Genomic DNA, 20399 nt, shown 5'->3' on the forward strand with positions numbered 1-20399 from the left:
CGCTAGTTTGCGCTGCCGCCCTATAATTTTGGTAACCTATACGGGGGGGGGGGGGGGGGGGGGGGGGGGGGGCGGGGGGGGGGGGGGGGGGGGGGGGGGCCCGGGGGCGCCGCGGGCCCCCCGGGGGGGCCGGGGGGGCGGCGCGGGGGGGGCGGCCGCCCCCCCCCGCCGGTCAGACGATCGCGTCCGGGTCCTCGTCCGGGTCCTGGACGACGTGCATGGCCGCCTCCTCGGCGCTCGCCGCGCCCGCGTCGATCCCCTCGTCCCGGGCGATCAGCTCCTTGGTGGTGTCGCTACGGGCGCCCTCGTCCGGCGCCGTCAGTCGCCCGGCGCGGTCACCGCCCACCTCGGCGTCGACCGGTTCGCCCTCTCCGCCGGGCAGGTCACCCACGCCGTCCCCGTCGGGTGCGGCGACGTCGGGGACCTCCTGGGAGAGCCTCTCGTCCAGGGTTTCGCCGGCGTGCTGCTCGGCCGCCGTCGTGCCGTACTTGGTGACGCCCAGGGGCTTTTCGGGAGGGGAGTAGCCCTCGTCCAGCATGTCGTCGTAAGTCCGCTCGTCCACGGCGTTCTGGAGGTCCAGGGGCGCCGCGTCTTCTTGTTCCTCGTTGGTGCCCGTGGGCTGGTAGGCGTCGTCCGCCATCGGGTTCTCGCTCATCAGGCGCTCCTTCTGCCCTTGGTGTCGTGGTCGCGGGGGTCTGCGGGGTCCGTGGGGACCACCTCCGTACGGCCCTCCGGCAGCACGAGCGACCGGTTCCCGCCGGACGGGTCGAGGAGGGCGCGGACCTGCGCGCGGGTGACCGCGCGGGTGACTGGCACGGCCGTATCCGGTGGGTGCTCCGCCATCGGTCCGTCCTTCCGTCTCGATCATCCTCTTGCGGCGGCTGCCCGCGACCCGGCGGGCGAAACAGCGGACCAGCCTGATCGGGGGTGTCGCGGGGCATCGCGGCGAAGGAGCCGGGCAGACGCTCTGCACGGCACACCGCCCCCGGTGCGGCTGCCCGGGCCGCGCAGGGATCCGGCCGCCGCCCGCGCCCGGCCGCTACGAGCCGCGCGCGGTGCGGGCGAGCCACGGGGTGAGCGTGGTGCCCGCGATCAGTTCCCTGTACGTCTCGTCGCCGGGCAGGGGGACGATGAGCCAGTGGCCCGGGGGGAAGAAACGGCCTTTCGTGCGGGCGAGCCCGCCGTAGACGGAGCGCAGGAACGCCGGGACGGAATCCCGGGGCACGTCATGGAACTCGACGTCGTCGACGGTGATCTTCGCGTCGTCCTCGGGGAAGAGCTGGACGGTCACGGCGGGGGATCCCGCCAGTTCCACGAACGCCTCGTGCGGCAGAGAGCCGTCCGGGTCGAGGGTCGCGAAGGCGCCGGCCGAGGTGCGGCGCGACGTCTGGTCGGCGCCGATGTCGTCGGTCACCGTCATCGCCAGGCCGTGGGCGAGCGCGATCTCCCGGATCGCGGTGACGGCGGCCTCGGTGGACGGGAGGTGGGGGCGTTCCATGGTCACCATTCTTGCCGGTCCGGGTGAGGGCCTTGCGGCGGCCCGGTCCGGCGGTGGCGGCACCCGGACCTCCCGCCCCGGTGGCCGCCCGGCACCGCGCGGGGCTCGGCGACCTCCTGGAGCGTGGGGCGCCTCTCCGGCCTGAGGCCGGGGGAGGGCCGTTTCCGCACCCGAATCAGGGCAGGTCGGATGTCGCCGGCCCGGTGCGCCGCCTGCGCTGCGACCGCGGCCCGGAGCGCGTGGCCGAGATGGACCGGGTCCGGAGCCGACGGATCCGGTCGCGGCGGATGATCGCATTAGGGTGGCGCGCATGTCTGCCAACAGCTCCTCGGTGCACGGCACATCGACGACCCGGACGGGTCCCCCCATACCCCGGCGCGGCCGTCGTCCGTACGCGGGCGTCCGCGTCTCGGCGGTGGCCGGCGGTCTGCGCTGGGCCGCCTCGCGGTGGCCGTTCGTCGAGAACGAGGTGGCGGGCCTGCGGCCCTTCGTCCGACCCGGGGCCGTCTGCCTCGACATCGGCGCCGAATACGGGCTCTACACCTGGACCCTGGCCGCGCTGAGCGGACCGACGGGCGCCGTGCACAGCGTCGAGCCGCTGCCCGGCCCGGCGAGCTGGCTGCGCACCACCGCCGCCGCGCTCGGCTGTGACAACGTCACCGTGCACCGCACCGCGCTGGGCGCGCGGGCGCAGGAGGGCACGATGAGCCTGCCCCGGCGCAGGCTGCTTCCGGTGCACGGGCGCGCGTACCTCACCCAGGGGGCGTCGGGGCCCGGCCCCAACACCGAGTTCCCGCGCTCCCGTCCGGTGGCCACGCCCGTACGGACCGTCGACGGACTCTGCCGACACCTGGCGCTGGAGCGGGTCGACTTCATCAAGGCCGACGTCGAAGGGGCCGAGGAAGCCGTCCTGTCGGGCGCCCGGCACACCCTGGAGCGGCACCGGCCCGCGCTGCTGCTGGAGATCGAGGACCGCCACCTGGAGAAGTACGGCACCCGCTCGCACCGGATCGTCGACCGCCTCGCCGCGCTCGGCTACGCGATGCACCGCCGGCACGACGGAGCGTGGACACGGGTGACGGAGGTCACGGAGGAGTTCCGCAATTACCTCTTCACCGTGCGCCCGTTCCCCTCCGGCTGAAGGATCCTGGACTGTTATGGGCTCCACTCTCGTCATCACCAACGATTTCCCGCCGCGCCAGGGCGGGATCGAAACCTTCGTCCACGCCATGGCCACGCGGGTGCCGGACGACGACGTCGTCGTCTACACCTCGCACGAGCCGGGCGACACGGCGTACGACGCCACCCTGCCGTTCCCGGTCGTCCGTGACACCAGCGGCATGCTGCTGCCGACCGGCCGGGTCACCAAGCGCGCCGTCGAGATAGCCCGCGCGCACGGCTGCGACCGCGTGTGGTTCGGTGCGGCGGCGCCGCTCGCCCTCATGGCGCCGACGCTGCGCGAGAACGGCGTCCGGCGCATCGTGGCCACCACCCACGGCCACGAGATCTGGTGGGCCCGGCTGCCCGGCGCGCGCACCATGATGCGCCGCATAGGCAACGGCGTGGACGTGGTCACCTATCTCGGCGAGTACACGCGCGCCCGGATCGCACCGGCACTCGGTCCGCGCGCCGAGCTGAGCCGCCTGGTGCCCGCCGTGGACGCCGACGCCTACCGGCCCGACGCCGAGGCGGGCGCCGCGCTGCGCGCCGAACTCGGCCTGACCGGCAAGCGGATCATCCTGTGCGTGGCCCGGCTCGTCCCCCGCAAGGGCCAGGACAAGCTGATCGAGGCGCTGCCGCTGATCCGGCGGCAGGTGCCCGACGCGGTGCTGCTGATCGTCGGCCAGGGCCCGGACGAGGCCCGGCTGCGCAAGCTGGCCAAGCGGCACGGCGAGGACGCGGTCCGCTTCGTCGGCGGCAAGACGCACCACGAGACGCCCCGTTACTACGCCGCGGCCGACGTCTTCGCGATGCCGTGCCGCACGCGCAAGGGCGGCCTGGAGGCCGAAGGGCTCGGCATCGTCTTCCTGGAGGCGGCCGCCAGCGGCCTGCCCGTCGTCGTCGGTGACTCCGGCGGCGCCCCGGACACGGTGCTCGACGGGACGACCGGCACGGTCGTGGACGGCACCCGGACCGGGGCGATAGCGGCGGAGCTGACGCGCCTCCTCCTGAACACCGACCGGGCCGCCGAGATGGGCACCGCGGGCCGCCAGTGGGCGCGCCGGTCGTGGTCCTGGGACGCGCAGGCCCGCCACCTGAACGAACTGCTCGACCCCGAGCACGAGCCGGTGCCCGTCCCCGCGCCCCGGCGGGCGTAAGGCCGGACCCCGCGTACGCAAGGGCGCCCCTCCCGAACGGGAGGGGCGCCCTTTACGGCTGCCTCAGCCTTCGATCCAGCCGTGGCTCTTCGCGACCCGCAGGAACCTCTCGCGGATCTGCACGATCTGCGCGCCGGTGAGCGACGGGGCCGCCTCCAGCAGGACCTCGGTGACCTCCCGGATGTACTGGGCGGGGCTCAACGCGTCGCACAGCGCGTCGTCGACGGCCCCGGAGCCGGCGGCCGAGAGCGTCCCGGGAGGCGTCACCGCGGTGCCGTCGGCGTTCTTGGCGAGCTGGACCGACGACGCCTTCAGGCCCCGGTCGCCGTCCTCGATCTCGAACTCGACCGCCGTGCCGGACCGGATGTACGACTCCGGGATCAACAGGTCGTTCACGTGCAGGAAGACGTCCTCCCCACCGTGCTCGGGAGCGATGAACCCGTACCCCCGGGTTCCGTCAAAACGGATCACGCGACCAGAAACCACACCAACCCCCAAAGAACACCGGGCACCTTGCCCGGCACCACAGGGCACAGAGTAGGGCGAGCGCCGGGCGCCCGGACACCGGGGCCCCGTCGCGCGGCGCAACGGCCGGGAATTCAAGGGCCCGATGTCACGTGCGCGCCCCGGCCGGGACCCGGCCGACCGGGTGCAGGGCCGCGTGCTCCAAGGGGGCCGACGGGTCGATCGAGACGTCCAGGGGGGCCGGCCGGGCGCCCGCGCGGACCAGCAGGTCGCCCACGGCGGCGATCATCGCGCCGTTGTCGGTGCACAGACCCGGGGACGGGACGCGCAGCGTGATGCCGGCGGAGCGGCAGCGGGCCTCGGCCAGGGACCGGACGCGGGAGTTGGCCGCGACCCCGCCGACGACCACGAGGGTGGTGACCCCGTGCGCGCGGCAGGCCGCGACCGCCTTGCGGGTCAGTACGTCGGCCACCGCCTCCTGGAGCGAGGCCGCCCCGTCGGCCAGCGGCAGCCGCTCGCCCCGGACCCGGTGCTGCTCGGCCCAGCGGGCGGCGGCGGTCTTCAGCCCGGAGAAGGAGAAGGCGTACGGGTCGTCGCGCGGCCCGGTCAGCGGGCGCGGGAAGGCCACCGCGCGCCGGTCGCCCTGCCGGGCCGCCCGGTCGACGGCCGGTCCGCCCGGGTACGGCAGGCCGAAGACGCGGGCCACCTTGTCGAAGCACTCGCCCGCCGCGTCGTCCACGGTGTCGCCCAGGTGCGTGATCGGGTCGCGCGCCAGGTCCCGTACGAGCAGCAGCGAGGTGTGCCCGCCGGAGACGATCAGCACCACGCAGGGGTCGGGCAGCGGACCGTGCTCCAGGGTGTCGGCCGCGACGTGCCCGGCCAGGTGGTGGACGCCGTACAGCGGCACGTCCAGCGCGTACGCCAGGGTCTTCGCCCCGGCGAGCCCGACCTGGAGGGCGCCGGAGAGGCCCGGGCCGGTGGTCACGGCGACCGCGCCGATGTCCGCGGCCGTCAGTCCGGCTTCGTCCAGGGCCCGGCGGACGACCGGGCCGAAGGAGTGGAGGTGCGCGCGGGCCGCGATCTCGGGGACCACCCCGCCGAACCGGGCGTGCTCGTCCATGCTCGACGCGAGCGCGTGGCCGAGCAGCCGCCCGTCCCGGACGAGCCCCGCGCCCGTCTCGTCGCAGGACGATTCGATCCCGAGGACTACCGGAGAGCCCACGTGTCACCCTTTCACCGCAGCCGCTTATTGCGACCTATGTGCAATAAGGCTACGGCACGCCGGGCCGCCGCCCCGCTGCCCCACCTGCGGCGCAGGTCTGCCACCTCACACCGGCAGCCCCGTCGGTTCCTTGATCCGCTTCATGATGATCTGCGAGTTGACCTCGGTGATCCCCGTCAGCGCGGTCAGCTGCTCGATCCACAGCCGCTCGTACGCCCGCAGGTCCGCGACCGCGATCCGCAGCAGGCAGCCCGGGCTGCCGAAGAGCCGGTAGGCCTCGATCACGTCCGGAATGTCCTGGAGGGCCGCCTCGAAGGCCTCGACGGACTCGCGGTCGCGGCGCACCTCGACCGAGACCAGCACCTCGAAGCCGCGCCCGACGGCGTCCGGGTCGATCACCGCGCGGTAGCCCTGGATCACCCCGTCCTGTTCCAGTTGGCGCACGCGGCGCATGCAGGGGGAGGGGGTGAGGCCCACTCGCTGGGCCAGCTCCTGGTTGCTGAGCCGCCCGTCCTTCTGGAGCTCACGCAATATTTCACGGTCGATGGCGTCCATGGCGCAATCATCCCCCACGCTGTGTTAAATCCCGGGCTGAAGTGGCAATCCTATTGCGCGTAGATGTTTCTATGATTGCCCGGATACGCACACACGTACGGGGGCTACGCGCGGAAAGGCAGGCAGCCGTGGGACGGATCGTCGTCATCAGCACCGGCGGGACGATAGCGAGCCGCTGGCAGGGTTCCGGATTCGCGGCCGACGCCGACGGCAGCGAGGTCATGGCGACCGCGCCGCTGCCCGAGGGCATCACCGTCGAGATCGTCGACCTGTTCAGCGTGAACAGCCCCCGCCTCACCACCGCCCACCAGCTCACCCTGCTGCGCACCGTGCACGAGGTGCTCGCCGACCCCGGCGTGCAGGGCGTCGTGGTCACCCACGGCACGGACACCCTCGAAGAGTCCGCCTTCCTGGTCGACCTGCACCACCACGACCCGCGCACGGTCGTCTTCACCGGCTCGCAGCTGCCCATGGGCGCCGAGGACGGCGACGGCCCCGGCAACCTCTACGACGCCCTGCTCACCGCGGCCACCACCCGCGGGCTCGGCGTCCTCATCGCCTTCGCCGGGCGGGTCCACGCCGCGCGCGGCACCGTCAAGACCCAGACGCTGACCGCCGACGCCTTCGCGAACCCCTCCGGCGAACAGCTCGGCAAGGTCGGCTTCGGCAAGGTCACCGTACTGCGCCACCCGGTCCGCCCCGCGCCGCTCGCGCTGCCCGCTATGCCCGAACTGCCGCCCCGCGTCGACATGGTGATGCACCACGCCGACGCCGACCCGACGCTGTTCCAGGCGGCCCTCGCCGCCGGAGCCCAGGGAGTGGTCCTCGTCGCCACGGGTGCGGGCAACGCCACCCCCGAGATCGTGGAAGCGGTACGCGCCGCCACCGCGCGCGGCGTCCTGGTGGCGCTCACCACCCGCGTGGCGGCCGGTCCGGTCACCGAGATCTACACCCAGGGCGGAGCCGTCGACCTGGTCGCCGCCGGCGCGGTACCGACCGGCACCCTGCGCGCCGGGCAGGCCCGCATCGCGGTCCTCTCCGCGCTCCTGGCCGGTCAGGACCCGGCCGAGCGGGTGCGGATCCTGCACCGGTCGCTCGTCTCCGAGGCTCCGGTCCTCGTCGACGCCTGACCACCCCGGATCCGGGCCGCCCGTCGCGGGCGGCCCGGCCCGGGGACAAGGGCAGGACCGCCCGCCCGCTCACGTCGTCGGAGGCAGGTCCCGCCCGAAAGCGGCCAGCAGCTGGTCCGCCGCCGAGGTCGCGGTCACCGTGCCCGCCCGCACCCCGGCCTCCAGGTCCGGCGCCAGCTCCCGTACCGCGGGGTCCGCGCGCAGCCGTCCCAGCAGTTCATCGCGGACCATCGACCAGGTCCACTCCACCTGCTGCGCCGCCCGCTTGGCCGTCAGCCGGCCGTCGGCCTCCAGCACCCGGCGGTGCTGCTCCAGCCGGTTCCACACCTCGTCCAGCCCCGCCGACTCGCGGGCGCTGCACGTCAGCACCGGCGGGGTCCAGGCCGCGTCCACCGGGTGCATCAGCCGCAGCGCACCGGCGAGTTCGCGGGCGGCCGCCCGGGCGTCGCGCTCGTGCGGGCCGTCGGCCTTGTTCACGGCCAGGACGTCGGCCAGCTCCAGGACGCCCTTCTTGATGCCCTGGAGCTGGTCGCCCGTCCGCGCCAGGGACAGCAACAGGAACGAGTCGACCATCCCGGCCACCGTCGTCTCGGACTGGCCGACGCCGACCGTCTCCACGAGCACCACGTCGTAGCCCGCGGCCTCCATGACGATCATCGACTCGCGGGTCGCCTTCGCGACCCCGCCCAGGGTGCCCGCCGAGGGCGACGGCCGGACGAAGGCCGCCGGATCCACCGCCAGGCGCTCCATCCGGGTCTTGTCGCCCAGGATCGAACCGCCCGTGCGGGTGGAGGACGGGTCCACGGCCAGCACCGCCACCCGGTGGCCGAGCCCGGTCAGCATCGTGCCGAAGGCGTCGATGAACGTCGACTTGCCCACGCCCGGCACCCCGCTGATGCCGATCCGGCGCGCGGCCCCCGCGTGCGGCAGCAGCTCCTTCAGCAGTCGCTGCGCCAGCACGCGGTGATCGGGGCGGGTGGACTCGACGAGGGTGATGGCGCGCGCGATGTGCGCGCGCTTCCCGTCGAGCACACCCTTGGCGTAGGCCTCGATGTCGATCTTCGGGGGCATCGGCTCGCCGCCCCGCCTACAGCTCGTGGCCGAGTTCGGCGGCCAGCCGCGTCACCAGGTCGTGCGCCGCGTCCGGGATGACCGTGCCGGGCGGGAACACCGCCGTGGCCCCCATCTCCAGCAGCGTCGGCACGTCCGCGGGCGGGATCACCCCGCCGACCACGATCATGATGTCCTCGCGCCCCTCGTGCGCGAGCTGCTCGCGCAGCGCCGGCACGAGCGTGAGGTGACCGGCCGCCAGCGAGGACACGCCCACCACGTGGACGTCCGCCTCGACCGCCTGGCGGGCCACTTCCTCCGGCGTCTGGAACAGCGGGCCGACGTCCACGTCGAAGCCCAGGTCGGCGAAGGCGGTCGCGATCACCTTCTGGCCGCGGTCGTGCCCGTCCTGGCCCATCTTGGCCACCAGGATGCGCGGACGACGGCCCTCCGCCTCCTCGAACCGGTCCACCAGGGCGCGGGTGCGCTCGACCGACGGGGACTCGCCTGCTTCGCTGCGGTACACACCCGAGATGGTACGGATCTGGCTCGCGTGCCGCCCGTACACCTTCTCCAGGGCGTCCGAGATCTCGCCCACGGTCGCCTTCGCGCGCGCCGCGTCCACGGCCAGCTTGAGGAGGTTGCCCTCCAGCCCGGCGCCGGCGCCGCGCTCGGCGGCGTTCGTCAGGGCCCGCAGGCAGTCCTGCGTCACCGCCTCGTCGCGCTCCTCGCGCAGCCGCCGCAGCTTGGCGATCTGCTGGGTGCGCACCGAGGAGTTGTCCACCTTGAGCACGTCGATCAGCTCGTCGGTCTCCACCCGGTACTTGTTCACCCCGATGACCGGCTGCCGACCGGAGTCGATGCGCGCCTGCGTACGGGCCGCGGCCTCCTCCACCCGCAGCTTCGGGATGCCCGCGTCGATGGCCTGCGCCATACCGCCGGCCGCCTCGACCTCCTCGATGTGCTGCCACGCCCGGCGGGCCAGGTCGTAGGTCAGCTTCTCGACGTACGCGCTGCCGCCCCACGGGTCGATCACCCGGCAGGTCCCCGACTCCTGCTGGAGCAGCAGCTGGGTGTTGCGGGCGATCCGCGCCGAGAAGTCCGTCGGCAGCGCGAGCGCCTCGTCGAGGGCGTTGGTGTGCAGCGACTGGGTGTGCCCCTGTGTCGCCGCCATCGCCTCGATACAGGTGCGCGTCACGTTGTTGAAGACGTCCTGCGCCGTCAGCGACCAGCCCGAGGTCTGCGAATGGGTGCGCAGGGAAAGGGACTTGGCGTTCTTCGGGTCGAACTGCTTGACCAGGCGCGCCCACAGCAGGCGTGCGGCCCGCAGCTTGGCGACCTCCATGAAGAAGTTCATGCCGATCGCCCAGAAGAAGGACAGGCGCGGCGCGAAGGCGTCCACGTCCATCCCGGCGCCCAGCCCCGCCCGCAGGTACTCCACCCCGTCGGCCAGTGTGTACGCCAGCTCCAGGTCGGCGGTCGCCCCCGCCTCCTGGATGTGGTAGCCGGAGATCGAGATCGAGTTGTACCGCGGCATCTTCTGCGAGGTGAAGGAGAAGATGTCGGAGATGATCCGCATCGACGGTTTCGGCGGATAGATGTAGGTGTTGCGGACCATGAACTCTTTGAGGATGTCGTTCTGGATGGTCCCCGCGAGCTGGTCGGGGGAGACCCCCTGCTCCTCCGCCGCCACGATGTACAGCGCCAGCACGGGCAGCACCGCGCCGTTCATCGTCATCGACACCGACATCTTGTCCAGCGGGATGCCGTCGAACAGCTGGCGCATGTCGTAGATCGAGTCGATCGCCACGCCCGCCATGCCGACGTCGCCGGTCACGCGCGGGTGGTCGCTGTCGTAGCCGCGGTGCGTCGGCAGGTCGAAGGCCACCGACAGGCCCTTCTGGCCCGAGGCGAGGTTGCGCCGGTAGAAGGCGTTCGACTCCTCGGCCGTGGAGAATCCCGCGTACTGCCGGATCGTCCAGGGCTGGTTGACGTACATCGTCGGGTACGGGCCGCGCAGGTACGGGGCCACGCCCGGGTAGGTAGCCAGGAAGTCCAGGCCCTCCAGGTCCCGCCCGGTGTACAGCTGCTTGACGCCGATGCCCTCCGGGGTCTCCCACAGCAGGTCGTCCGTGGCGGAGCCGGTGGACTCCTTCACGGCCGCCCGCCACTGCTCCTCGGACCCGGCGGGAGCGGTCCCGCCGAGCGCCAGCTCGGAGAAATCGGGGATGCTCACGAGGTCACTCCCATCCGGTCGAGTACGGAGGACAGCACGGCGACCGCGTCGCAGCCGGCGAAGACGTACTCGTCCACATCGGCCGCGCAGGTGCCCGGGCGTCCGGCGAGGAACACGGTCGTCGCGCCCGCGGCGCGCAGTGCGGCCGCCACCGCCGCGGCCTGCTCCTCGTACAGCGTGTCACTGGAGCACAGCACGGCCATGCCGTCGGCGCCGCTCGCCGCGTAGGCGGCGGCAGCCGTTTGCGCGTCCACGGACACCGGGTCGTGCACCGCCTCGACGCCGCCGGCCTGGAACAGGTTGGAGGCGAAGGTGGCCCGCGCGGTGTGCGCGGCGGCCGGACCCAGCGCCGCCAGGAACACCCGCGGCCGGGACCCGGTCGCGGCCAGGTGCGCGTCGGACCGGGCGCGCAGCGCCTCGAAGGCCTCGTCGCGGCGGACCCGCGGCAGCCCGCCCGAGGGTCCGGCGGGCGCGCTCTCGCGGACCACCGGCTTCTCGGACAGCTGTGGGAACTCGCTGACACCGGTGATCGGTTCGCGCCGCTTGGCGAGCTTCGCGGAGCGCGCGGCCCAGGTGGCGGCCAGGCGTTCGGCGACCAGCCCCGAGCGCAGCGCGGCCGGCTGGCCGCCCGCCTTCTCGACCGTCTGGAAGAACTCCCAGGCGGCGTGCGCGAGTTCGTCGGTCAGCTGCTCGACGTACCAGGAGCCGCCCGCCGGGTCGATCACCCGGGCCAGGTGCGACTCCTCCATCAGGATCGTGGAGGTGTTGCGGGCGATCCGGCGCGCGAAGGCGTCCGACAGCCCGAGTTCGTGGTCGAAGGGGAGCACGGTGACCGAATCCGCCCCGCCCACGCCCGCGGCCATGCAGGCCACGGTGGTGCGCAGCATGTTCACCCACGGGTCGCGCCGGGTCATCATCACCGGCGAGGTCACGGCGTGCTGGCGCTGGGCACCCGCCTCCGCGGCCCCGCAGGCCTCGGCGATCCGGGCCCACAGGCGGCGCGCGGCCCGCAGCTTGGCGATGGTGAGGAACTGGTCGGCGGTGGCCGCGTAGCGGAACTCCAGCTGCCCCAAGGCCGCCGCCGTGTCGAGGCCCGCCTCGGTGAGCGCCCGCAGGTAGGCCACGCCGGTGGCCAGGGAGAGCCCCAGCTCCTCGGCCGCCGAGCCGCCGGCCTCGTGGTAGGGGAGGGCGTCCACGGTCAGGGCGCGCAGGCCGGGCCAGTCGGCCGCGGTCTCGCGGGCCAGCTCCACCGCGCCGGACAGGTCCAACGCCTCGCCGGTACGGGCCTCGTGGCCCAGCGGGTCGGCGCCGAGGCTGCCGCGGGCGTCCGCCGGGGCCACCCCGCGCTCGGCGTACAGGCCCAGCAGCGCCCGGGCCGCCGCGTCGTAGGCGGCTCCGGCGTCCAGGGCGACCGGCGCGAGGTCGAGGTAGACCCCGTCCAGCGCGCGGGCCAGACCCTCGACCGGGACGCCGCTGCGGCCGACGGTCAGCCACAGCGAGGTGACCCCGTTCTCCAGGTCGGCGAGCACGGCCTCGTTCAGGAGGGCCGGATCGGTGTGGGTGAGCCGCTGGCGCACGTCCCAGCCGCCGGCGGCGGTCCCCTCGGGCCGGCCCCCGCGCAGGAACGGCGCGAATCCGGGCAGGCCGATGGCGCCGGTGTCGGCGGAGCCCCCGGACGCGGGTGCGGTGTAGAGCGGGCGCGTACTGAGCCCGTCCTCGAGCGTGGTGGACAACGCGTTCTCAGCTGCCTCGCCGGATGCTTCCTTGCCCGACTTGCGCAGTACGCCCTCTACCAGGCGCTGCCACTGCTCATGCGTCGCGTCAGGGAACTCGGCGGCCAGGGAAAGCCCGTCATCAGGCAGGACCGTCATGGCTCGAATGCTAGGGGCGCCGCTAAAGCGAAGCCATAACCCCCCTATGTGATCTCGCACTCCCAGTTCTTGTCAGGTTCAGGACAGAGCGGCGGGATCCCGGAACAGCGGACCGAGCAGCACGGTGGCAGCGGCCTGCGGAAGTACGGCGGGCCCCGCGTGCGGGGCGACGATCCGGCCCGGGCCCGCCGCCGCCGGGGACAGCTCCGCGGCGGCCGCGCGGATGTCCTCCAGATAGCCCTCGTGCAGCACGCTCGACAGCTCGCTGATCACCATGACGGCCGGGTTGAACACGTCGAAGAGCAGCGCGGCCGCACCGCCGACCGCCCGGGCCCGCTCGCGCAGCAGCGCGTCCGCGCGCGGGTCGCCGGTGGCCGCCGCGTCGACCAGCATCCCCACGGAGGGGTCCGGCACGATGCCCCGGCGCACCGCCTCCGCCCCGAGCGCCGTGTCCGAGGCGGCCGCCTGCAGGCAGCCGGTACGTCCGCACGCGCACGCCGCGGCCGACCCGGGCACCGGCAGGTGCGCCACGTCCCCGGCCGCCGCCCCCGGCCCCTGGTGGACCGTGCCCTCGATGCCGAAGGCGGCGTCGACCACGTTGCCGATGAAGAGGTGCACCAGGCTGCGCCGGGCCTGCGGGTGCCCGAAGAGGATCTCCGCGTGCCCGACGGCGCGCGCGTGGTTGTCCACCCGGACCGGCACCTCCAGGGCGCGGGACAGCGAGGCGGCCAGCGGTACGTCGTGCCAGCCCAGGGCCTCGTGCCGGACGACCGTCCCGGTGTCCGGGCGCACCCAGCCGCCCAGCGCGACGCCGACCCCCAGCAGGGGGCGCGCGCCGCGGGTCTGCGCCAGGAACGGGCCCAGTTCGGCGGCGAGGCGGCCGGTGAGCCGGTCCGGGGACGGTGTCTCCTCGTACGGGAGCGCCCGCCGGGCCAGCACCTGCCCGCGCAGGTCGACCAGCCCGAGGACGGCGCTGCGCACCCCGATGTGCAGCGCCCCCGCCACCGGGCCGCCGACCGCCCCGGTGTGCAGGTCCAGCGGCACCCGGGGCCGGCCCGCCGCCGTGCCCGGGCCGGCCGGGGGTGCGGGCACCTCGCGCAGCAGGCCGCGCCGCACCAGCAGGGTCGTCTGCCGGGACACGGCGGCCGGGCTCAGCCCGCACAGCCCGGACACCGCGCTGCGGGCGACGGGCCCGTGATCCAGCACGGCCCGCAGCACGGCGGCGGCATTGGCCACGGCCCGCCCGTCCCCCGCGCTGCGGCCCCCGGCCGCCACCTGCCCAACCCCCACGCGCCCTCCTCGACTGTCCCCCCGATCATGCCGGACCACCGGGCGCTACCTGGGCCACAGTCAGCCTCGCCGGCGTCTGAGGCGCCCCCGGAGGGCAGGGCCGGGCGCGGCCGGTGACGCGCCGGTGCGCACGTCCGGGCTGCGCCGCGTGTCCGACGCGCGGCTCGCGGGCCCTCCGGGGGCGCCTCAATCGCCGGCGAGGCTGGGATGTGGGCCGCCTTCGGTGTCGGGCCCCGTCGGCGATTGCGCGAGCCGCCCCGCCTCCGGCGTCGGGGTGCCGCCCTCCAGCCCCGCCGGCGTTTGAGGCTCCCCTGGAGGGCTGGGTCCGCTGCGGGGCGCGGCCGGTGCGCTCGGCAAGGCCGCGCCCGGACCGGATGGGGCGGGGGCGTGGCGGGCGCGTTGCGGGGGCGTGAAATCCGGGAGGGGCGATCATGCGCCATACGGCCTGCGCGCCTTGCCAGGGGATCGGCGGAACTGCAGGTCAGGGTAGGTGGAGCGGCACTCACCCCGGCCCCCCACTGGCCGGTTCCCACCCCTCCCCCCGGGGGTTGACCCGCCCCGGACCCCCTGACAGTCTCCGAGCCATGTCCGCGACTGCACGCATCGTCTCGCGGCTCCACACCCCCGGCGGCGCGTGTTCCGCCGTTCCGGGCGGATGTCCGGGCCGCTGTCCGGCCCCCTGCCGGGCCTGACCGCCCGCTCACGTCCCACCGCGCCCCGCCCCGCCGCCCCCGGTCGGCCGACGCCGCGCACCCCTGCCCGTACCCCTGCCCCGCCCCGGCTCCACCCCCGGTCCCACGGCACCCGTACGCCCACCCCTATTTCTTCCGCTGCGGAAAGAACATCAGGAGGCCTCCCATGAGCACCAGCACCCTCACCGAGACCGACACCCACACCCACACCCACACCGACACCCTCACCGTCACCAAGGTCGGCGGCCGCATCGGCGCCGAGATCGGCGGCGTCCGCCTCGGCGGCGACCTCGCCCCCGAGACCGTCACCCGGATCCGCACCGCGCTCCTCACCCACAAGGTCGTCTTCTTCCGGGGCCAGGGCCACCTCGACGAGGCCGGCCACGAGGCCTTCGCGCAGCTCCTCGGCACCCCCGTCGCGCACCCCACCGTCCCCTCCGCGGACGGCCGTTACGCCCTCGGCATCGACTCCCACCACGGCGCCCGCGCCAACCAGTGGCACACCGACGTCACCTTCGTCCCCGCCTACCCCGCCTTCTCCATCCTGCGGGCCGTCACCATCCCGCCCTACGGCGGCGACACCCTGTGGGCCAACACCGCCACCGCCTACGCCGGCCTCCCCGCCCCGCTGCGCGCCCTCGCCGACTCCCTGCGCGCCGTCCACTCCAACGAGTACGACTACGCCGCGCTGCGCCCCGACGCCCTGCCCGAGGCCCTCGCCCAGTACCGCGAGGTGTTCACCTCCACCTCCTTCCTGACCGAGCACCCGGTGGTCCGCGTCCACCCCGAGACCGACGAACGCGCCCTGCTGCTGGGCAACTTCGTCCAGCGCCTCGACGGCCTGACGGGCCGCGACTCCCGCGCCCTCCTCGACCTCTTCCAGGCGCACATCGAGCGCCCCGAGAACACCGTCCGCTGGCGGTGGAGCGCCGGTGACGTCGCCATCTGGGACAACCGCGCCACCCAGCACTACGGCGTCGACGACTCCGACGACCACGAGCGCATCCTGCGCCGGGTCACCGTCGACGGCGACGTCCCGGTCGGCCCCGACGGCCGCCCCTCCCGCCTGATCAGCCCCGAGGCCGTCCCCGCCCCCTCCTTCGGCATCCCCTCCGGAGCCTCCGGAGCCGGAGCCGGAGCCGGAGCCTCCGGAGCCGAAGCAGCCCCGGCCGCCGCCGCGCCCTCCGCCTGACCCCGCCCCGTACGACGCCCAAGGAGCCCCCGTGGCCAGCATCCTCGCCCTCACCGGCAGTCCCTCCCCGCACTCCCGTACCGCGGTCGTCGCCGGCCACGTCCTGCGGCGCCTGTCCCACTCCGGCTTCGCGACCTCGCACCTGCCCGTCCGCGAACTCCCCGCCGCCGACCTGCTCGCCGCCCGCGGCGGCCAGCCCGAGCTGCGCCGGGCCCTGGCCGCCGTGGCCGCGGCGGACGGGCTGGTCATCGCGACCCCCGTCTACAAGGCCTCGTACACGGGCCTGCTCAAGGCCTTCCTCGACCTGCTGCCGCAGGACGGCCTGGCCGGCAAGACCGTCCTGCCGCTCGCCACCGGCGGCAGCCTCGCCCACGTCCTGACCCTCGACTACGCCCTGCGCCCGGTGCTCACCGCGCTCGGCGCCCGCCACGTCACCGCGGGCCGCTTCGTCCTCGACTCCTCCGTCGAGCGCGGCGACGGCCCCGACCGGCTGCGCCCCGAGGCCGAACTCGACCTCTACCAGGCCGTCGACGAGTTCGCCGGCGCCTTGCGCACGCACGCTGCGCCCCGCCCCGACTCCACGCTGACCACCGCCCCGTAACCGTCCCACCGCCCCCAGAAGGACCAGTCATGCCCGCGACATCCACCCGGACCACCACCTCCCGACGCCAGTTCCTCGCCCTGCTCGGCATCTCGGCGGCCGCGGTGAGCTGCGGCACGGCCACGGCCTCCTCCGGCGGGGGCGCCCAGCTCAAGAAGCTCAAGTACCAGGGCGCGGTCGGCGCGGTCACGCTGCCCGAACTCGCCGCGGACCTCGGCTACCTGGGCGACGTGACCCTCGACTGGGTCGGCAACACCATCAGCGGCCCCCAGGACATCCAGTCCGCCGCCACCGGCCAGACCCACTTCGGCGGAGCCTTCAACGGCGCCGTGGTCAAACTCGCCGCGGGCAAGGCCCCGATCAAGGCCGTCATCTCCTACTACGGCTCCGACCAGTACTCCTACGGCGGCTACTACGTCCTGGAGGACAGCCCGATCCGCTCGGCCCGCGACCTCATCGGCAAAAAGGTCGGCATGAACACCCTGGGCGCCCACTATCAGGCGCTCCTGGACATCTACCTCAGCCGGGGCGGCCTCTCCAAGGCGGACGCGGCCAAGGTGGAGGCGCTGGTGATACCGCCGGTCAACACCGAACAGGCGCTGCGGCAGAAGCAGATCGAGGTCGGCGTGCTCAGCGGCGTCCTGCGCGACAAGGCACTGGCCACCGGCGGCATCCGGCCCCTGTTCACCGACTACCAGCTCCTCGGGGCGTTCAGCGCCGGTTCGTACGTGATGACCCAGCGCTTCATCAAGGAGAACCCCGACACCGTCCGTACGTTCGTCACCGGCGTCGCCAAGGCCATCGAGTGGTCGCGCGTCACCCCGCGCGAGGAGGTGATCGCCCGGATGACCGCGATCGTCAAGAAGCGCGGCCGCAACGAGGACACCACCACCCTGCAGTACTGGCACTCGTACGGAGTGGCCGAGGCGGGCGGCCGGATCGGGGACAAGGAGTTCCAGCTCTGGCTCGACTGGCTGGGGGAGCGCGGCGAGATCAAGAAGGGGCAGCTCAAGGCCGCCGACCTCTACACCAACGAGTTCAGCGGTTACCGGAAGGGGGCCTGAACGCCATGGCGAAGATCGTCTTCGAAGCGGTCACCAAGACCTTCCCGTCCGCGTCCCGGGGAGACTTCACCGCCCTCGACGGCATCGACCTCTCCATCCCGGCGGGGGAGTTCCTGGTCGTCGTCGGACCCAGCGGCTGCGGCAAGTCCACCCTCCTCGACCTGCTCGGCGGCCTGACCCGGCCGAGCGGCGGCCGGATCCTGCTCGACGGCGAGCCGGTCACCGGCCCGGGCCTGGACCGGGGCATCGTCTTCCAGCAGTACGCGCTGTTGCCGTGGCGCACGGCGCTGGGCAACATCGAGTTCGGCCTGGAGGCCACCGGCGTACCGCGCCGCCAACGCGCCGCGAGGGCGCGGGAGTTCCTGGACCTGGTCGGGCTCACCGGCTTCGGTGACCGGCACCCGCACGAACTGTCCGGCGGGATGCGCCAGCGCGTCGCCATCGCCCGCGCGCTGGCCTACGACCCCGACGTGCTGCTGATGGACGAACCCTTCGCGGCGCTCGACGCCCAGACCCGCGAATCCCTCCAGGACGAACTGCGACGGATCTGGCAGGCCACCGGCAAGACCGTCGTCTTCATCACGCACAGCATCGAGGAGGCGGTGTACCTCGGTCAGCGCGTCGCGGTCATCACCTCCCGCCCCGGCCGCATCAAGGAGATCGTCCCGGTCTCCCTCGGGGACCGCGCGAGCCGCCTCGTGGGCGAGGACCTCCGCTCCAGCCCCGAATTCGCCCGCCACCGCCACGAGATCTGGACCCTGCTCCACGACGAGGTGGCCCGTGCCCAGCAACTGGAGAAGGAGCAGGCCACCGTATGAGCACTGACACCCGTACCCCGGTCCAGCCCACACCGGCCCCGCCGACGCTTGAGGCGCCGCCGGAGGCACCCGCCGCCCAGCCCGCACCGGCACCCGGCACTCAGCCGGCCCCCGCACCCGCCGCCCGGCCGGCCCCGGCACGCGCAGCCGAGCGCGGCAGGTTCGGGCACCGGCTCCGCGGCGCAGCCGTCCGCTCCGCCGCCCTCGTCGCGCTGCTCCTCGTATGGGAGACCGCGCCCCGCCTCGGCCTGGTGGACCGGACCTTCCTGCCCCCCTTCAGCGAGGTCGCCGTCGCCTGGTGGGAGCTGCTCGCCGACGGACAGTTGGGCGAACACACCTGGGCCAGCCTGGTCCGCTCCTTCGGCGGCTTCGGGATCGCCGTGGTCGTCGCCGTACCGCTCGGCCTGCTCATCGGCTGGTACCGGCCGGTCGCGGAACTGCTCGGCCCGCTGCTGGAGGTGTTCCGCAACACCGCCGCCCTCGCGCTGCTCCCCGTCTTCGTCCTGCTGCTCGGCATCGGCGAGACCTCGAAGATCTCGATGGTCGTCTACGCCTGCGTCTGGCCCGTCCTGCTGAACACCATCAGCGCCGTCCGGGGGGCGGACCCCACCCTGGTCCGGCTCGCCCGCTCGATGGACCTCTCCACCCTGCGGCTGTTCCAGAAGGTGATCCTGCCGTCCTCCGTGCCGACCATCTTCACCGGCATCCGGCTGGCCGGAGCGGTCTCCATCCTGGTCCTCGTCGCCGCCGAGATGATCGGTGCCAAGGCGGGCCTCGGCTACCTGATCAATGCCTCGCAGTTCAACTTCGCGATCCCCCAGATGTACGCCGGGATCATCACCATCTCCGCGATCGGCGTGGCCTTCAACCAGCTCCTCGTCTCGATCGAACGCCGCCTGAGCCTGTGGCGCGTCCCGGCCGCCGGCTGACGCCCGCGCCCCCTCACCGCGCTCGCTCCCCCCCCTGCTCCCCTTACTCCCCGCTGAGGACCCCGCCATGACCACCGACTCCCGCCGCACCCTCCACCTCAACGCCTTCCTGATGAACGCGGGCCACCACGACGCCGCCTGGCGCCACCCCGACAGCACCCCCGAGCGGGTCACCGACCTGCGCTACTTCCAGGAACTGGCCAGGACCGCCGAACGGGGGCTGCTCGACTCGATCTTCTTCGCCGACGGCCTCGCCCTGTGGGGCAAGGCCCGCTACAACGCCCTCGGCGGCTTCGAGCCGCTGACCCTGCTCTCCGCCATCGCCGCCGTCACCGAGCACATCGGCCTGATCGCGACCGTCTCCACCACCTTCAACGAGCCCTTCCACACGGCCCGCAAGTTCGCCTCCCTCGACCACCTCAGCAACGGCCGCGCCGGATGGAACATCGTCACCTCGGGCACCGTCGACGAGGCCCGCAACTTCAACCAGGAAGAGCACCTGGAGCACGGCCTGCGCTACGACCGGGCCCGCGAGTTCCTCGACGTGGCCACCAAGCTGTGGGACAGCTGGGACGACGACGCGATCGTCCTGGACAAGGAGGGCGGGATCTACGCCGACACCGACAAGCTGCACCCGGCCGCCCACCGCGGCGAGTACTTCGGCGTGGCGGGTCCGCTGAACGTGCCGCGTTCGCCGCAGGGCCACCCGCTCCTGGTGCAGGCCGGTTCCTCCGAGGACGGCAAGGAGTTCGCCGCGCGCTACGCGGAGGCCGTCTTCACCGCGCAGCAGACCCTCGCCGACGGCCAGACCTTCTACAAGGACCTCAAGTCCCGCCTCGCCCGCTACGGACGGGCCGAGAGCGACCTGCTCGTCCTGCCCGGCATCGCCCCGGTCATCGGTTCGACCGAGGCCGAGGCCAAGGCCCTCGAACAGCGCCTGACCGACCTCCAGGTGCCGGAGTACGGACTGGCCCAGCTCTCCGGCATGCTCGGCACCGACCTCACCGGCCTCCCCCTGGACGGGCCGCTGCCGGACCTGCCCGAGGAGCGCGACATCAACGGCAACAAGAGCCGGTTCACGCTCGTCGCCGAACTCGCCCGCCGGGACGGCCTCACCCTGCGCGAACTGATCGCCCGGCTCGGCGCCGGCCGCGGCCACCGCGTCTTCGCGGGGACCCCGGAGCAGATCGCCGACCAGCTGGAGCAGTGGTTTACCCAGGGCGCGGCCGACGGCTTCAACATCATGGCGCCCGTCCTGCCCACCGGGCTCACCGACTTCGTCGACCACGTGGTGCCGATCCTGCAGAAGCGCGGTCTCTTCCGCACCGAGTACACCGGACGCACCCTGCGCGAGAACTACGGCCTCGCCCGCCCGGTAAGCCGTTACGCCGCCACGGCGGACGCGCTCTGACGCGGCGCGGGCACGGTCCGCCGCCCCCGGGCGTACCGGACCGGCGGGAACGGCCGG

Annotated in this window: 19 protein-coding genes; 9 read left to right on the forward strand and 10 right to left on the reverse strand. The window is 73.7% G+C overall.

What is annotated here, in order from left to right:
* Positions 1-172: 172 nt before the first annotated feature.
* The 3 genes from ABZY31_RS06060 to ABZY31_RS06070 all read right to left on the reverse strand — a co-directional run bounded on the left by ABZY31_RS06060 (position 173) and on the right by ABZY31_RS06070 (position 1498).
* Complete coding sequence (locus ABZY31_RS06060; protein ID WP_356405313.1) at positions 173-655, reverse strand: DUF5709 domain-containing protein; 483 nt, start codon at positions 653-655, stop codon at positions 173-175.
* Entirely contained in the window at positions 655-816 is a 162-nt protein-coding gene (locus tag ABZY31_RS06065) for a hypothetical protein (protein WP_356405314.1), read from the reverse strand. The genes ABZY31_RS06060 and ABZY31_RS06065 overlap by 1 nt, the downstream gene beginning before the upstream one ends.
* A gap of 223 nt (positions 817-1039) precedes the next feature.
* Positions 1040-1498, reverse strand: coding sequence for a hypothetical protein (locus ABZY31_RS06070; RefSeq protein ID WP_356405316.1), 459 nt, complete (start codon positions 1496-1498; stop codon positions 1040-1042).
* Positions 1499-1808: 310 nt separating this feature from the next.
* Here ABZY31_RS06070 and ABZY31_RS06075 point away from each other — a divergent pair, with 310 nt between their 5' ends.
* Complete coding sequence (locus tag ABZY31_RS06075) at positions 1809-2639, forward strand: FkbM family methyltransferase (RefSeq protein ID WP_356405318.1); 831 nt, start codon at positions 1809-1811, stop codon at positions 2637-2639.
* A 16-nt stretch (positions 2640-2655) separates the two neighbouring features.
* Positions 2656-3816, forward strand: coding sequence for a glycosyltransferase family 4 protein (locus ABZY31_RS06080; protein WP_356405320.1), 1161 nt, complete (start codon positions 2656-2658; stop codon positions 3814-3816).
* Positions 3817-3879: 63 nt separating this feature from the next.
* On the opposite strand, the gene ABZY31_RS06085 is transcribed toward ABZY31_RS06080, so the two are convergent.
* The 3 genes from ABZY31_RS06085 to ABZY31_RS06095 all read right to left on the reverse strand — a co-directional run bounded on the left by ABZY31_RS06085 (position 3880) and on the right by ABZY31_RS06095 (position 6058).
* Complete coding sequence (locus ABZY31_RS06085; RefSeq protein WP_356405321.1) at positions 3880-4302, reverse strand: cold shock domain-containing protein; 423 nt, start codon at positions 4300-4302, stop codon at positions 3880-3882.
* A gap of 127 nt (positions 4303-4429) precedes the next feature.
* Positions 4430-5503 carry a tRNA (adenosine(37)-N6)-threonylcarbamoyltransferase complex transferase subunit TsaD gene (tsaD, locus tag ABZY31_RS06090; RefSeq protein ID WP_356405323.1) on the reverse strand — a complete coding sequence of 358 codons (1074 nt, stop codon included), beginning with the start codon at positions 5501-5503 and terminating at the stop codon, positions 4430-4432.
* 105 nt (positions 5504-5608) lie between these two features.
* A complete protein-coding gene (locus ABZY31_RS06095; RefSeq protein WP_330333188.1) occupies positions 5609-6058 on the reverse strand; it encodes an Lrp/AsnC family transcriptional regulator in 450 nt (149 codons plus the stop codon).
* A gap of 128 nt (positions 6059-6186) precedes the next feature.
* Between ABZY31_RS06095 and ABZY31_RS06100 the strand changes: the two genes are divergently transcribed.
* Positions 6187-7188, forward strand: coding sequence for an asparaginase (locus ABZY31_RS06100; protein WP_356405325.1), 1002 nt, complete (start codon positions 6187-6189; stop codon positions 7186-7188).
* Positions 7189-7257: 69 nt separating this feature from the next.
* On the opposite strand, the gene meaB is transcribed toward ABZY31_RS06100, so the two are convergent.
* The 4 genes from meaB to ABZY31_RS06120 all read right to left on the reverse strand — a co-directional run bounded on the left by meaB (position 7258) and on the right by ABZY31_RS06120 (position 13635).
* Positions 7258-8259, reverse strand: coding sequence for a methylmalonyl Co-A mutase-associated GTPase MeaB (gene meaB / locus ABZY31_RS06105; RefSeq protein ID WP_356405327.1), 1002 nt, complete (start codon positions 8257-8259; stop codon positions 7258-7260).
* Between the two features lie 16 nt (positions 8260-8275).
* The gene (gene scpA / locus ABZY31_RS06110) at positions 8276-10474 is read right to left on the reverse strand and encodes a methylmalonyl-CoA mutase (RefSeq protein WP_356405329.1); all 2199 of its coding nucleotides are present in this window, start codon (positions 10472-10474) and stop codon (positions 8276-8278) included.
* The gene (locus ABZY31_RS06115; RefSeq protein WP_356405331.1) at positions 10471-12345 is read right to left on the reverse strand and encodes a methylmalonyl-CoA mutase subunit beta; all 1875 of its coding nucleotides are present in this window, start codon (positions 12343-12345) and stop codon (positions 10471-10473) included. Before ABZY31_RS06115 ends, scpA begins: the two co-directional genes overlap by 4 nt.
* Before the next feature lie 78 nt (positions 12346-12423).
* Positions 12424-13635 carry an ROK family protein gene (locus tag ABZY31_RS06120; RefSeq protein WP_356405333.1) on the reverse strand — a complete coding sequence of 404 codons (1212 nt, stop codon included), beginning with the start codon at positions 13633-13635 and terminating at the stop codon, positions 12424-12426.
* An 858-nt stretch (positions 13636-14493) separates the two neighbouring features.
* Between ABZY31_RS06120 and ABZY31_RS06125 the strand changes: the two genes are divergently transcribed.
* From ABZY31_RS06125 to ABZY31_RS06150, 6 genes are all read left to right on the forward strand, one after another.
* Positions 14494-15519 carry a TauD/TfdA family dioxygenase gene (locus tag ABZY31_RS06125; RefSeq protein WP_356405335.1) on the forward strand — a complete coding sequence of 342 codons (1026 nt, stop codon included), beginning with the start codon at positions 14494-14496 and terminating at the stop codon, positions 15517-15519.
* A 31-nt stretch (positions 15520-15550) separates the two neighbouring features.
* Entirely contained in the window at positions 15551-16120 is a 570-nt protein-coding gene (ssuE, locus tag ABZY31_RS06130; protein WP_356405337.1) for an NADPH-dependent FMN reductase, read from the forward strand.
* Positions 16121-16149: 29 nt separating this feature from the next.
* Positions 16150-17184 (forward strand): ABC transporter substrate-binding protein, encoded by a 1035-nt coding sequence (locus ABZY31_RS06135; protein WP_356405339.1) that lies wholly within the window; start codon positions 16150-16152, stop codon positions 17182-17184.
* A gap of 5 nt (positions 17185-17189) precedes the next feature.
* On the forward strand, positions 17190-18002 hold the full coding sequence (locus ABZY31_RS06140; protein ID WP_356405341.1) for an ABC transporter ATP-binding protein: 813 nt from the start codon (positions 17190-17192) through the stop codon (positions 18000-18002).
* A complete protein-coding gene (locus tag ABZY31_RS06145) occupies positions 17999-18931 on the forward strand; it encodes an ABC transporter permease (protein ID WP_356405343.1) in 933 nt (310 codons plus the stop codon). Before ABZY31_RS06140 ends, ABZY31_RS06145 begins: the two co-directional genes overlap by 4 nt.
* Before the next feature lie 67 nt (positions 18932-18998).
* On the forward strand, positions 18999-20342 hold the full coding sequence (locus ABZY31_RS06150) for an LLM class flavin-dependent oxidoreductase (protein WP_356405345.1): 1344 nt from the start codon (positions 18999-19001) through the stop codon (positions 20340-20342).
* Positions 20343-20399 lie beyond the last annotated feature (57 nt).

Origin of the sequence: Streptomyces sp. NPDC006529 (assembly GCF_040611795.1) — a bacterium.
In the GTDB taxonomy this organism is placed as follows: Bacteria; Actinomycetota; Actinomycetes; order Streptomycetales; family Streptomycetaceae; genus Streptomyces.

Excerpts from the sequence above, each read along its gene's own strand:
- ABZY31_RS06145 (WP_356405343.1), top strand. The coding sequence starts at position 17,999 with ATGAGCACTGACACCCGTACCCCGGTCCAGCCCACACCGGCCCCGCCG.
- ABZY31_RS06095 (WP_330333188.1), bottom strand. The coding sequence starts at position 6,058 with ATGGACGCCATCGACCGTGAAATATTGCGTGAGCTCCAGAAGGACGGG.
- ABZY31_RS06140 (WP_356405341.1), top strand. The coding sequence starts at position 17,190 with ATGGCGAAGATCGTCTTCGAAGCGGTCACCAAGACCTTCCCGTCCGCG.
- ABZY31_RS06080 (WP_356405320.1), top strand. The coding sequence starts at position 2,656 with ATGGGCTCCACTCTCGTCATCACCAACGATTTCCCGCCGCGCCAGGGC.
- ABZY31_RS06075 (WP_356405318.1), top strand. The coding sequence starts at position 1,809 with ATGTCTGCCAACAGCTCCTCGGTGCACGGCACATCGACGACCCGGACG.
- meaB (WP_356405327.1), bottom strand. The coding sequence starts at position 8,259 with ATGCCCCCGAAGATCGACATCGAGGCCTACGCCAAGGGTGTGCTCGAC.
- ABZY31_RS06115 (WP_356405331.1), bottom strand. The coding sequence starts at position 12,345 with ATGACGGTCCTGCCTGATGACGGGCTTTCCCTGGCCGCCGAGTTCCCT.
- ABZY31_RS06135 (WP_356405339.1), top strand. The coding sequence starts at position 16,150 with ATGCCCGCGACATCCACCCGGACCACCACCTCCCGACGCCAGTTCCTC.
- ABZY31_RS06150 (WP_356405345.1), top strand. The coding sequence starts at position 18,999 with ATGACCACCGACTCCCGCCGCACCCTCCACCTCAACGCCTTCCTGATG.
- ABZY31_RS06125 (WP_356405335.1), top strand. The coding sequence starts at position 14,494 with ATGAGCACCAGCACCCTCACCGAGACCGACACCCACACCCACACCCAC.
- ABZY31_RS06060 (WP_356405313.1), bottom strand. The coding sequence starts at position 655 with ATGAGCGAGAACCCGATGGCGGACGACGCCTACCAGCCCACGGGCACC.
- ABZY31_RS06070 (WP_356405316.1), bottom strand. The coding sequence starts at position 1,498 with ATGGAACGCCCCCACCTCCCGTCCACCGAGGCCGCCGTCACCGCGATC.